This window comes from Candidatus Eremiobacterota bacterium (assembly GCA_031082125.1).
In the GTDB taxonomy this organism is placed as follows: domain Bacteria; phylum Vulcanimicrobiota; class CADAWZ01; order CADAWZ01; family Ess09-12; genus Ess09-12.
In genome coordinates, this window is the sequence record JAVHLM010000018.1 from 107,977 (window position 1) to 120,869 (window position 12,893).

Below are 12,893 nucleotides of genomic sequence, written 5' to 3' on the forward strand. Positions count from 1 at the left end.
GGAGCCTTCTCACATGCAAGAACATCTTACGCGGGTTCTGCTCTATTCCCATAACGCCATTGGCCTGGGCCATGCCTTCAGGAGCCTTGCCATCATAACCGGCATGAGGCGCTCCAGGCCTGACGTGGACTTTCTCGTCATCTCGGGGACCTCGGTACCCCACATTTTCTTCCGTGAAGGCATCGAGGTCATCAAGCTCCCGGCCCTCAAGACCGATATCAGCGTCCCGGGCCAGCATTTTTCGCCACGCTACCTCAAGTCGATGAATACCGCTGATCTCGTGGAATACCGCAAAAAGATCATTCTGGAGGGCTTCAATTTTTTCAAGCCCCAGGCAGTTTTCATAGAGCACACCATGGGAGGCCTTCTTGGCGAGGCCCTCCCTCTGGTCATGGAGAAAGACCGGCGCCGCGGATCACCTGAGGATTTCGCCCTCGTGCACCTTTCCAGGGGTATCGTGGCGGGGACCCCGCGGCTTACCGTGCCCTCCTTTCAGGACCGGGAGGGAAAGTGCATGGATGCGGCCGGTGTTTTTGACTTTATCTATGTCTTCGAGGAGCGCGGCACCGTTGACGTCAACAGGGAGTTCTACGGGGACGATCCCGCCCTGGAAAAGCAGATCAACTACGTGGGAAAAATCTGCACCGCGAATCCCGGTGAGCTTATGAAGGGGGAAGAGGTCCGCCGGCGCTTCTGCCTGGACGGGCGCCCCGTTATCGTGGCGAGCCTCGGGAGGCATGGCGATATTGGCGCAATGGCGGCACACCTTATGGAGGCCATTGAAAGCCTGGGTCTGCCGAGGAGCCACCAGGTGATAATAATACTTGACCCTTACCTTGACGGTGAGACCCTCGGGAGCCTGCGAAGCAGCCATGGCCTGAAGGCAAGGCTCATCCCCTTCACGGCAAACCTTGTCGATCTTATCAGTCTCTCGGACCTCTACATCTGCCGTGCAGGCTACAACACCGTCACGGAGGTCCTCATGACAGGGGCGCGGGCCCTCATCATCCCCGAGCACCACCCGAGCGGGGAGCAGGAAAGGAGAGCGGCGGCTCTTACCGGCGGGCAGCTTGCAGTCATCGATGCAAAGCGCTTCCTGGAGGCAGACGCCTCACCTCTCATCAGGGAGCTCCTCGCCAGGGATAAAAGCGCTTCGCGCGCCGCTTTTGACCGGTTCCTCATCGGGGAGCAGATGGTGAAGGATCTGGAGGGCTGGCTTTCACGTAAGCCCCATATCTGTTCTTCTCAGCTACGATAGATTCAAGCTCCCGGGCGCGCTCCCTGAATCTCTCCAGGGTCATGGAGCCGCTGAAGCAGTTCAGGGGGCTCTGGTGGCTGTGGAGGGAGGGATCGTACCTGTCGCCTATAAGCCCTTTTTCCCTGCAGTAATTGTAGGCTTCGGTGCCCCTGTAAGGAGTGAAGATGCTGTAGATGACCTTGTCGCATTCAAGGCTTCTCACCATGCTGATGGTCTCACCAAGCATCTCCTCTGTCTCGCCGGGAAGGCCCGCCATGAAAAAGGCCTCAAGCCTTATGCCCATATCCCTTATGAGGCCGCAGGCCCTGAGGGCCTCTTCCGCCGTAAATCCCTTGTTCATCCCGCGAAGCATGGTGTCGCTTCCCGATTCTATCCCGATCTGGATGACGGTGCAGCCCGCCTTTTTCATAGCCACGAGATTCTCCTTGTCCACGAGGCTCACGTGGGTCTCGCATCCCCATGAAATGCCGGGAAGGCCTTCATTGATGGCACTGCAGAGATCCTTGAGGTATCGCGGGCTTACGCCGAAAGTGTCATCATCAAAGTGAAAATGCCGGATGCCCAGTGCCTTCAGCGCCCGCAGCTCGCTCACTACATGGCGCGGCGACCGGCACCTCACCCTGGTGCCCCAGACCTGCCGGGAGCCGCAGAAAAAACAGCGGCGGGGGCACCCCCTGGAAGCCATGAGATGGCTGAAGGCATCAGCGCCATAATGCTGATATCCAAGCAGTGTCTCTTCAAGCGCCTCGTGAGGAAAGCCAAGAGCATCGAGGTCTTCTTCAATGGCTTCCCGCGGGGAGGCATGAAGAGAGCCATCATGGATGGCCACCACGGATTTGAGGGAGGCGGCGCTTTCCCCTGAGCCCAGGGCCTCAAGCAGCGAGACAAAAGCCTTCTCCCCCTCGCCGGCGATACAGAAGTCAAAGAGGCCGTCACCGAGAAGTTCGCCGGGCGCCGCTGTGGCATGGGGTCCCCCCGCCACGGTGACAATGGCCTTGCCGACGGCCTTCACGGACCGCGCCACGGCCTTTGCAGAGGCAAGGGAAGGCGACTTCACCGATACGCCGACAATGCCTGGCTTTTCCCTGGCAATCAGCTCCCTTATCTCATCCCATTGTGGAGCGCTCATGTCGCCAAGCAGCCTCACGTAGCGGGAAAATCCCTCCCCCGTGAGGTGCTCCACGTCAAAGCTGCGCCGGTCCTTCACATAATCGGCATTGAAAAGACGGCATTCCCACCGGGCCTTCCTGGTGACGGCCCCTGCAAGGTATCCCATCCAGAGGGGAAGGGCCCAGAGGCCGTAATGCTCGCTGTGCAGGCGGTAAAAAGGCGGCTCTATCAGGAGCACCTTGCGATTCTTCATTGAGGCACCACCAGCCCTTCTCCCGAAGCGCCGCCGGCATCAAGCCACTTTGCTTTCAACGGAGAGAATCCCTCAAAAAAATACACGAGGCTGGAGGGCTGCAGGGGAAAGCGGTGAGGATCGCGGTCCAGTCCCATAAAGAGCGCCAGCAGAAGCTGGTTCGCCGCGCCATGGCCCACCATGAGCACCGTATGCCTTTTCCTGTAAAAGAGTGCTCTCTCCAGCACTCTTGCGATCCGCCCTGCCGCATCTTCAAAACTCTCGCCGCCGGGAGGCGCATCAGCCCAGGCACTCCTGAGGGGCCCTCCCGCGGGGAGTATCTCTCTGCGGGGGCGTCCCTCCCATGAGCCGCATGAAAGCTCGCCATAGTCTCCATCAATGCTGAAAGGGGCACCGCAGATCTCCGCAATAACCCTGGCAGTTGCCTCGGCCCTTCTGAGGGGAGATGAGATGATGAGGGCAATTCCCCTGCCCCTGAGCATTCTGGAAAGCTGCAGCGCCCCTTTGCGGCCTTCATCAGTGAGAGGCGAGTCTGAAGCCCCCAGCACAAGCTCTTCACGGTTGGCCTCTGTCTCCTGATGCCTTGCGATATAAAGGGCTGACATCCCTCAGGCTCCTTCTCCCGGCAGCACCATGCTCCGGCACTATGGATTTTCACTGGAACAAGTATCTTCTCATGGTGATTTGCCACCCGCAGAGGTTTTTTCCTTCCCGCGGAAAAGCCCTCATGGCCTGAAGGAGGGAGAGAGGCCCCCGGCGGGAAATCTCCTGGTATGCGCACTCCGCCCCTTCCCGAGACAGACTTTCGCCCTGACAGAATACTTTTCACCAGAGATATTTTTTCCTGCAATGATTTCACCACGAGGGCATCTCCCGGCCCCGGCGGGAAAGGGCGCTTTTCCTCCCCGGAAGGTCCCCTCGTGATTACTTTCGACATAGATGGCGGGATCCTTGAAGGGATTGACTGCCTGAAGCTCGCCGTGACGAACAGAGGCGCCAGGGAGATCAGGGCCGGCATGAGAATTGAGGAAGCCGGCGGAGCGGTCCACCTTTCAGGGGACAGCGAGCCGGTAGCAGGGGAGAGCACCGCAGAGCTTTTATTTCCCCGCGAGTCCTTCGGCATCCTTGGCACCCCCGGAGGATGGCAGGGAGCCTCCAGGCTCAGGCTGATCTTTGCCGGGGAAAAGCACTCCCTTGAAAAAAGCCCCCTGGAAGTGATTATTGCCTCCCTTTCAGGCATGGCGCGGGAACAGCGACAAGGGCCAAGGCTCACAAGCGCTGGCCTCAGGAAAAGCCTTGCACTGAAGAGAGGTAATCTCTCATTCCCCGCATTGCCGCCTCCATTCTGCCCGGGTGACGCCGGCCTTGGCGTTCCCCCACCCCTCCCCTGCCCTCTTGAAGAGCATCGAAGACTTCTCAAAGGGACTTTCATGGGCTTGAAGCTGCCCGGTCCCTGGGAGTGGAAAAAGCTCCGGGGCGGTGAATATGAGGTGCTCCACTTTCTTCACCGCCATCACTTCGTGAAGAGCCTTCTTGAAGTATTCGCGAAAACAGAGAATGATTCAATCATCGTGGTCCTTGACAGGCTGCTTCGCCGGTGGATAAATGCATACCCCGTGCCGCTTGACTCAAACGGCGGCGCGAGCCCCCAGTGGGAGACTCTCTCGGCGGCATGGCGCCTTAAGGAGTGGCTCTGGGCAGCGGGAATCGCCTGGAGCCACAGGAGCTTCAGGGAGTCCACGAAAAAGCTGATGCTGCGCTCCTTCTGGGAGCATTGCCGCCATCTGGCGGACCACAGGGGGCACCCCGGCAACTGGCGCATCGTCGAGGCCTCGGCCCTGGCCCTCGGAGGGCTGGCCCTCCCCCTGTTCCGGGAGGCTGAATCCTGGGCCGCCACAGGCACGGACTGGCTTCTGGAAGAGATGGAGCGCCAGTTTCTTGACGACGGCGCCCATTACGAGCTCTCGCCTCTTTACCAGGCCATATGCCTTGACAGCGCCCTCGAGGTCCTGATCTCCACCGGCGCCCGGGGGAAGACTCTCCCCCGCCGGTTTTCCGAAACGCTGGAAAAAGGCTACGATTATCTCGCCTCCATGGCGCGGCCCGATTTTACCTGGCCCTCCCTGAACGACTCCTGGGGCTATGAATACGATTTCTGCCCCTCACTTGAGAGGGCGGGCAAGATCCTGGGGCGGCGGGATTTTCTTTTCATCGGCTCCCGGGGTCATGCCGGTGAGCCGCCGCAGGTGAAAAACCGACTGTTTCCAACGGCAGGCCTTGCCTCACTGCGCTCAGGCCATGACGGCGGTTCCCTCCACCTGATATTCCGCTCAGGGCCTCCCGGCGTCTCCCACAGCCACAACGATGTGCTCTCCCTCGACCTCAGTGCCCATGGCGAAAGGATCCTTATCGATCCGGGAATCTCCCGCTACACTCCCGGCCCCATGACGGACTATTACAGAAGCGCTCTTTCCCACACCTCCCTTTCCATTGACGGCCTGGAGCGCCAGGCCTCCAGGATGTGCTTCAACGAGAGAAAAGGCAGGAGCGACGCAAGGCTTTGCCAGGCCCCCCTGTACGCCGCGGCCTCCGGGACGGCTCTCCTCCCTTCCTCCGGCGCCGGGGAAGTCCTCGTGAGGAGGACCGTCATTTTTGTGAGGGAGGCATACTGGATAATTGCCGACCAATACAGCGGCACAGGTCTGCATGAGATCGTGACAGGCTGGAAATGGAGGCCCGGCCCCCTGGTCATTGACCGTGAGAAGCTTTCAGTGAAAGCCCCGGGCATTGCCGGGCACACCTTCACCCTCATCGCGCTTCCCGGCGCCATAAAGCTCTCCATGGACTGCGAGGAAGGGGTGGCGAGCCCGCCGCGCGGGTGGGCCGCTCTCAGGGGCACTGACAGGCCGGCGCCTTCCCTGAGGTTCAGAGCCCTTGCGTCCCTGCCTGTGTCCCTGCTGTGGCTTCTTCTTCCCTTTGAACCATCCGGAGAGGCATGCCGCGAGGATATGGCCGATGGCTCCCTGAAGATATCCTTTGCCGCTGAAACAGGCAGCAGGGAGGAGTTTATCACCTACCCGCCTTTTTCCCCGTAATGGTCCAGGAACTGTTCCATGATATACTCCACCATCGCGGCGTTCACGTGGAAAGGCTCGCGACCCTCTGAAAAGGGAAGGTGCCCCATCAGGGGGCCGTAAATGGTGGCCATCTCATACGAGGGAAAATACAGCATGCCTTGATGGGAGGCCACAAACTCGTCAACAAGGGCCCTGAGCGTTGACTTGGAGTTGCAGCTTGCCGATATGACGTCGCTGTCTTCGCGGAAAGTGGCCCAGAGGTGCACGGGCGAGACGGTGACGACAATGGTGCACGAAGGGTTATGGGCTTTCATGAGCGCATATATCCTCTCGAGCTGCCGGTAGTTTTCGGCATAGCGGCTCACCCTGAAGCGGTAGCGGGACATGTCGCCGCCTTCAGTCACGTAGGGACCGGAAGGAAGGCATATTACCGAGCCGTCCTCCCTGTCCTCCCACAGCTCGGTGAGGCCGAGGGTGAGAAAGAGGACCTCCGCAGTGGTGAGGGCTTTCAGCGAGCACTGGCGGTGCCTCTCAAAATCCTCCTCGGCCGCTGCCTGAGAGTCATAGACTATGATCCTCCTGTAGGGATCCTGCGCCTTGCCGGAGCGGGGGGCCAGCCACCATCGGAGCTGCGGCTTCCAGTCCCCAAAGGTGTATTCAAAGATCTGCCGCATCGAGAAAAGGTTGTAGGTGCGCTCCCAGGCGGCGCTCGCGTGCTTTGAGGCGGGATGCCAGGCTTCCTCGGTGAGGTAGCGGTATCCCCTCTCAATAAGAACCCTCTTTATCTCGCGGGCGAAGCATGATCCCATGGAGGCCACGGGAGTGGTGCGTGAGAAAAGCCTTGAAGGTTCCCCGGGAAATGGGTAGTTCCCGTCGGGCAGGGGGTTGTCATAGGAGCCGGGCCATACCTGCCATTTCTGAAAGCGGTGCGTGGGGTGCACGTCAGAGTGAGCCATCGTTCCTCCTTGCAGCACGGGCGATGATATTCCACCCGGCGATGCTGAAAGGGAAAACTCTGCCTGCCACGCCGTCGAAGGCCGAGAAGCCCTCAAGTGTGAGGGGCGGCTTTTCAGCCCAAGGAGGCCAACGGTAGGGGATGATCCAGGCGCTCCTCCATGCGTTGACGGCAAGCCCTGCATCACCAAGTTTTCCCATGAGGCTCCAGGGAGTGTAGAACCTCACATGGGTGGGGTCCCAGCCGCACCAGGCGCGGTTCTTCTCCACAAGCCGCCTGTAAGAGCCTTCAATAAGCCAGTTGAGGGAGAAGCTGTTCTGCGTCGCAATCACAAGGCTCCCCCCCGGCGCCAGGATTCCCGCGGCATCTGAGAGCAGGGCCCTGTCATCAATGACATGCTCCAGCACATCCTTCATTACCACGGCGTCGAACTTCTCCTGATCCTTCACAGGGACAAGGGAATCGCCTTCAATGAACTGGAGGGCCCGCTCCACCCCTTCCCTGGAAGCGTGAAGGCGGGCAATCTGAAGGGTTTCTGCCTGGGCGTCAACGGCCACGGTGCTCCGTGCCCCTGATCGGGCGCTGTAGATAGCGAACACTCCCCCGCCGCACCCGAAGTCAAGAACACGCTTCCCCTCAAGAGGGCCCAGGAGCTCCCTTATAAAAGCTGTCTTCACCCTGCTGTAAGGCTTCTTCTGCTGCTCGAGATAGAAGGCGAGGGCCCCGGCGGCATCGCCGGAGCGGATCCAGTGATCGGGAGGATAGGCAATCCTGTTTTCTCCCTTATTCGTGGGGACAGAGCCCATGATAAACCTCCATCCATTGCGCCGCTTCCTTCCCGGCAGTGAAGGCCCTCATCCTTTCGCGGCCGCCGCGGCCCAGTTTCTCCGCCATTTCAGGGTCTTCACGGAGCCTTGCCAGGGCGCCGGCAAGCGCCGGGCCATCACCGCTGGGGACCAGCAGGCCTGAGCGCCCGTCTTCAATGAGCTCGCTGTTGCAGCCCGCTTCAGTGGCCACCGAGGGAACACCGCAGGCCATGGCCTCCATGAGCACGTTGGGGCAGCCTTCAGAGAGCGAGGGGAGCACGAATGCATCGAGTGCAGTGAGCCAGGGAGCCATCTCTTCCCTTTTGAGAGGGACAGGAGCCTTCACCAGCGAGGCTGTCCCGGTGCGCCGCAGCGCCTCCTCATACACAGGAAGCTCGTCGGGCCGCACGGTCCCTGCGAGCTCAAGGGTGACTTCAGCCCTCTCCCTCATCAGGGAAAGGGCCCTGAAAAGATAAGGGAGGCCCTTGGCATACTTGAAGATACCCGCCGCTCCTATGCGGAAGGGCTTCCCGTAACGGGCCGAGGGAGACCACTGCTCCGCGGGGATCTCGACAGAATTATGGATAACGCGGCTTTTCCCCCCAAGGGGGGCAAGGGTTCCGGCCAGGGAGAGAAGACGGGAAGAGAGGGCCACGACGGTGTGAGCCCATTCAAGGGCGCATCTCAGCGCGGCGATTTTTTCAGGAGAAAAAATGTGGCGGTGCACGTCATTCCCCACAAGGGTCACCACCGAGGGAATGCCCTGGGACCGTGCCATAAGCCCTCCCACGTACCCCGCGGGGAAAAGGAAAAAGGAGTGGATCAGATCGAAGCGCTCTTGGCGGTGAAGAAGCTCAAGGGAATCGTGGTACATCATGAGCATGAGGGTGTGGCGGCAGTCGCCGGGCTTCCATCCCCCGGGAGGCTCACGGTCGCTTCCCGCCTCGATGGTATGAACGGTGATCCCCTCGACCACCTCAGTTCTCCTGCTCTCATCGAGAAACACAAGGGGGGTGCCGCCCCTCACAAGGCGGGCCACATGGACATCATAGCCGCCGTGACGGGCATAGCGGGCCACGCGGGACACGGTGAGAGCGAGGCCGCCCCACTCGAAGGGAGGATAACGGGGAGTGATGATGCAGACCTTTTTCTTCATGGAATTTCTGCCGGGACCTCTCCAGGGAGAGTTCATCGCGGCAGCCTTCACTCCTGCTTCCGCTGGCGGCGGGCGGTGAAAGAAAGGTGATAGCCCTGCTCCCGGAGAATAGCCTCCTATGCGCCTCGCAGTGATCTTTCACAGGAACCCCGACAGCCCCCTCTCGAGAATCGACATAATCCGCCTCAGGGCCCTTACCACGGGCTTTTATGAAAAGGGCATCGAGACGGACATCATTGCACCCTTGGAAAAAGAGACACTTCTCTTCGGGGGGACAGTGAGGGCAAAGCCCCTGGGGGCCCTGGAAGGGGGGCGTTACGATATCGTCAAGACCTGTTATCATCCCTCGATAAGATACGCCCTTGCCATTGATGTGCCCGTAGTGGCGAGAATCGTGAGGGTGGTTGACGAAAAGCTCCCTGAGCGGGACGAGGGCGGCAGGGCTGAGCTCCTTGAATGCCAGGAGCTTATCGCTGAAAAAGCGGCGCACCTGGTGCTCAATAACAGGGAGAATGAGCTGCGATGGCGGGAACGATACGGTGAGATGCTCCCCGTGACGCTCATCCCCACGGGATGCCCGCCTGAATTACCTCCCCCCGGAAAAAGCCCTTACCCTCCCGATGAAAAAGTAATCCTCTTCGCGGGGAGCATCTGCGCGCCGCGGATGGCAGAGCTGCTCAACGAGGCGGCGGATCTTCTTCCGGGCGGCACGGCCATTCACTTCGTGGGGGAAAACAAGAGCGCCATGTACGGAGGCGGTATGGCAATTCCCTTGAGCCATAAAATCACCTGCCACGGCGAAGTGCCTGAAGAGCGCCTCTGGGATTACCTCGCCTTCGCCCATGGGGGCCTTGCTCTCGCAGCGGGGCCCTGGCCCTTTGACAATGACATCTCCAAGATTATCAGCTACCTTCGCGGGGGGCTCCCTGTCATCTCCGAGGAGCGGATCGTGAACAACAGACTCGTCCTGTCGGCATGCTACGGCTTCGTGTTCCGCTACGGCAGTGCGGGCGATCTCGTGGAGAAAGCCCTCTCTCTCATAAAGGAGCCGCCGCGGGAAAGGCGCAATGAGGTGATGAGGATGATGGCCGCAGAGCATGGGTGGGATCGGCGCGTCGAGGCATACTGCGCCCTTTTCGAAAGGCTCCTGTCAGAAAGGAGAAGGCCGGATCAGTCCTGCCTTCTCCTCCATATCATCTCCACGAGGGCTTCAAGGCTCGTATGAAGGGCCGGGGCGAGGGAATCCGACAGGGGCGGCACTTCAATCTCCACGACGGGGTAATTCCCTTCCTTCTGCACAATGGACCGTATGATGGCCCCCTCGGTAGCGCAGTGGCTCGCCCCGGGAATTCTTGAGATGACCAGCCCCTCGGCACCGTATTTCTTCATCTCATGCAGGATCCTCAGGGCCCTCTCTGAAGCGGTCCCCACCATGGGGTCCATGAGGGCCATGAAAGCAAGGGCCTCCATGGGCGGCATATCTTCAGGTATTTCATCGAGGGCGTGGAAAAAAAGATAATCGGTGCCGCAGATCCTGGCTCCGCATTTCTCCATGAGGTTCATGGCCCGCAGGTCGGCCACGGGATTCACCCAGAAGACACGGGCCGCATCGGCCCTTCCTGTTCCTTCCCCGGCCTTCACCCGTCTTTTTACTTCCCTCAGCAGGTCCCTGAGGACATGGGCCGTCTCCTCCCTGTCGGAGCAGAAATGAATGGCGAGCATCTCGGCGATGAGGAGCTCCAGCGAGGGAAGGGGGCACTTCCGGGCAGTGAATACCAGGAAGCGGAGCTCATCAAGAAGCCTCCTGATGGCATTGGCCTTCCTGATACCCGAAGTCATGAGCTTTTCGGTGAGCCTCGATCCCGCAAGGCTTTCCAGGGCGGCCTTGACCCGCTCAAGCTCTGATCGCACAAAATCCAGGTGGGCTTTCGCCACCCTCTTCCCTTCCGGGCGGGATAATGAGGGCTCCCCGGCAGAAGGCTCGCGGCGGTGAGGAATCTCCCACCACAGTACAGGGAAGCCCATGCTTTCAAGGCGGGAGGCAATCGCGGAAAAATCATCGCAGGTAGCGCCCACGCTGCATGTGAGAAGATCGGGCAAGGGGAAGTGCTTTCCCGTCAGAAAAGCCCCCACCATTGCCCTCACGGGGCAGAATGAATCATCAATGCCAAGGCTGTCTGCGACAGTGAGCATGTCGGTCTTCATCTGCTTTATGCAGGGAATCCACCATGCGCCGTCGGGATAGAAGGCCACCGTATCAGGGAGGGAATAGGCCATCACGGGGATGGTCCCCAGGTCCTTCATGACTCCCACAATTTTCTTTCCCTCACCTCTCGCGCGGTGAAGGCGCTCCTCCTCGGTGAGAAGGAAATTCCATAGCCGAAGGGCCGCCGCCGAGTTGTCAAACTCCATCATGCAGAGCCTGAGATCGCCCTCTTGCGCATGGCGCCTGAGAGGACCGCCGTACCAGGGTTCGGCAAGCCCCTTGCGCAGGAGCTCTTCGTAGCGGCTGTCCCAGCCTTCGAGGGTTATCTGATCGGGTTTATCGCTCATTTCAGCATCTCCAGGAAGGCACAAAGCCGCTGAGATGTCCTTGCATCGAGGACATCTCCCGGTGAGCCGCAGCCCTCAATGTCAATATCCAGAAGGGGCACTGAGAAGCGCTCCCTCATCACGGCAGCCTCGGCATGCCACAGATCGCACCAGAGGTACCTCAGCAGCACGATGCCTTCCACAGCCCGGCGGTGAAGCTCCCGCTCAAGCCAGCGGTAAAGCTCCCTGTTCGGCCTTCTTGCGGGGTGGGTGATGGTGCCGAAATAGGCATCGGCCATCGCTTCAAAGGGAGAGCGCTCCAAGAGGCTCCTGTCATAAGGTCCGGGGAAGCTCCGCTCGCCGCTGTCAGTGGCGTCAAGCACGACGGTGCCGCCCTTCCCCTCGACATAGTGATAGAATGACCGGTGAAAATGCGAGGCGGGGCCGCCTGTTATTGCAAGCCTTACTCCCTGGCGCGGACTGGGGGAGGGGCCTGCCCGCCCTTTCTCATACTGGATCATCACTTCAGCAAGGGCCTTCTGGGAGGGCGCCCTTCCGCCCAGGTCCTCCAGGAACGCGCCAAGCCTCGCCAGCTCAACACGGTAGAGGGCGCGGGCCCCTTCCTGCTCCCACGTGGAAGGCACATTCATCAGGAACAGGGGCACTCCTGCAGTTTCGCCGATTACCTCGGAAATGCGGCGCATCTGGTCGCAGAGCGTCGTGACAATGATCGCGGAAGCATCGCCGGAGGCGCATGCTTCGCGTGCAAAGGCGCCCGCATAGGGACAGAGCCCCATGGCGGCTCCCGGGAGTGAGTGATCATTGCCTTGCCCGGGTATCACCTTCCGTGGAGTGAATCCATGGGCTTCTATCCATTCGACAGGCACAAAGGCACAGGAGAAAAGAACCGCTCTTTCCATCTACTTCTTTCTGGCGACTATAAGGCCCTGGGCAATCTTTCCCGAGTCGGTGAGGGTTTTCATGAAAGCCATCTCGCCGGCGAGGAACTCCATCATTCCCTTGTTGAAGGAGATGATCTTGAGGGCGTCATAGGTGAGCTGCCTGCTCAGCATCTGGATGTAGAGATCGACACAGGGAGCAAAGCGGCCCGTATCGAGAGCAGTGACGACCTCGCATCCGCTCTTTTCAAGAAGCTTCCCATACCCTTCAAGGCTCTCCACATTGGGGAATTTCATAAAGGCAAAATAACGCTCGGCTTCTTTGTCCGTGAGCCCCGGCTTCCCCTCGACCCAGTCGGTGAAGGCGATGATCCCCCCCGGCTCCACCATCCGCGCCGCTTCGGAGATGAGCTTTGCCTTGTCAACGACATAGCACCATGCATCCTCTCCCCAGATGAAATCGGCCATCTGCCCTGGCAGGCCGCTCGAGGTGCAGTCTGAAAGATGAAAGGTTATTTTCTCCGACATGCCCTCCTCCTCGCAGAGGCGCTTCCCGAGCTCTACCATCTGTGGCGTGGCGTCAACACCGAGCATGGTGGAAACGCCGCGGAACCTCACGAGGAATCTCATGCCGGCGCCGTTGCAGCAGCAGAGATCGATGCCCCTCATGCCGCTCTGGATCCCCGCACGCTCCGCAAGGTCCATCGAGGACTGGAACCCCCCGAGGTGAATCTGCTCGCCCATGATAAGCTTCCAGAGCACCCCCTCGGGGCCTCCGTATACGGCCTTTACTTCCTCGAGCCCTGTTTTTGTCCTGATCGCCATTATCGTTCCTCCTTTTATTATC

The 12,893-nt window shown here is 60.0% G+C and carries 11 protein-coding genes; 3 read left to right on the plus strand and 8 right to left on the minus strand.

Features of this window, described 5'->3' with window-relative positions; genetic code table 11:
- Positions 1-13: 13 nt before the first annotated feature.
- Positions 14-1,258: a glycosyltransferase gene (locus tag RDV48_19185; protein MDQ7824932.1), complete on the plus strand. Its 1,245-nt coding sequence runs from the start codon at positions 14-16 to the stop codon at positions 1,256-1,258.
- Here the strand turns inward: RDV48_19185 and RDV48_19190 are convergent.
- Together RDV48_19190 and RDV48_19195 are read right to left on the minus strand one after the other, a co-directional pair.
- Positions 1,179-2,621, minus strand: coding sequence for a radical SAM protein (locus tag RDV48_19190; protein ID MDQ7824933.1), 1,443 nt, complete (start codon positions 2,619-2,621; stop codon positions 1,179-1,181). The genes RDV48_19185 and RDV48_19190 overlap by 80 nt on opposite strands.
- A complete protein-coding gene (locus RDV48_19195; GenBank protein MDQ7824934.1) occupies positions 2,618-3,226 on the minus strand; it encodes a histidine phosphatase family protein in 609 nt (202 codons plus the stop codon). Before RDV48_19195 ends, RDV48_19190 begins: the two co-directional genes overlap by 4 nt.
- Before the next feature lie 168 nt (positions 3,227-3,394).
- On the opposite strand from RDV48_19195, the gene RDV48_19200 reads away from it, so the two are divergent.
- Positions 3,395-5,716, plus strand: a complete 2,322-nt coding sequence (locus tag RDV48_19200; protein ID MDQ7824935.1) for an alginate lyase family protein — start codon at positions 3,395-3,397, stop codon at positions 5,714-5,716.
- Here the strand turns inward: RDV48_19200 and RDV48_19205 are convergent.
- The 3 genes from RDV48_19205 to RDV48_19215 are packed head-to-tail and all read right to left on the minus strand — an operon-like array spanning position 5,695 to position 8,615.
- Positions 5,695-6,654 carry a GSCFA domain-containing protein gene (locus RDV48_19205; GenBank protein MDQ7824936.1) on the minus strand — a complete coding sequence of 320 codons (960 nt, stop codon included), beginning with the start codon at positions 6,652-6,654 and terminating at the stop codon, positions 5,695-5,697. The genes RDV48_19200 and RDV48_19205 overlap by 22 nt on opposite strands.
- A complete protein-coding gene (locus RDV48_19210; protein MDQ7824937.1) occupies positions 6,641-7,459 on the minus strand; it encodes a methyltransferase domain-containing protein in 819 nt (272 codons plus the stop codon). Before RDV48_19210 ends, RDV48_19205 begins: the two co-directional genes overlap by 14 nt.
- Entirely contained in the window at positions 7,437-8,615 is a 1,179-nt protein-coding gene (locus RDV48_19215) for a glycosyltransferase (GenBank protein ID MDQ7824938.1), read from the minus strand. Before RDV48_19215 ends, RDV48_19210 begins: the two co-directional genes overlap by 23 nt.
- 118 nt (positions 8,616-8,733) lie before the next feature.
- Here RDV48_19215 and RDV48_19220 point away from each other — a divergent pair, with 118 nt between their 5' ends.
- A complete protein-coding gene (locus tag RDV48_19220) occupies positions 8,734-9,840 on the plus strand; it encodes a hypothetical protein (protein MDQ7824939.1) in 1,107 nt (368 codons plus the stop codon).
- Here RDV48_19220 and RDV48_19225 read toward each other — a convergent pair.
- The 3 genes from RDV48_19225 to RDV48_19235 are packed head-to-tail and all read right to left on the minus strand — an operon-like array spanning position 9,786 to position 12,871.
- Positions 9,786-11,168, minus strand: a complete 1,383-nt coding sequence (locus RDV48_19225; protein ID MDQ7824940.1) for a 2-hydroxyacyl-CoA dehydratase family protein — start codon at positions 11,166-11,168, stop codon at positions 9,786-9,788. The two genes, RDV48_19220 and RDV48_19225, sit on opposite strands and share 55 nt — an antisense overlap.
- Complete coding sequence (locus RDV48_19230; GenBank protein MDQ7824941.1) at positions 11,165-12,067, minus strand: 2-hydroxyacyl-CoA dehydratase family protein; 903 nt, start codon at positions 12,065-12,067, stop codon at positions 11,165-11,167. Before RDV48_19230 ends, RDV48_19225 begins: the two co-directional genes overlap by 4 nt.
- The gene (locus RDV48_19235; protein ID MDQ7824942.1) at positions 12,068-12,871 is read right to left on the minus strand and encodes a methyltransferase domain-containing protein; all 804 of its coding nucleotides are present in this window, start codon (positions 12,869-12,871) and stop codon (positions 12,068-12,070) included. It abuts the gene before it with no gap.
- Positions 12,872-12,893 lie beyond the last annotated feature (22 nt).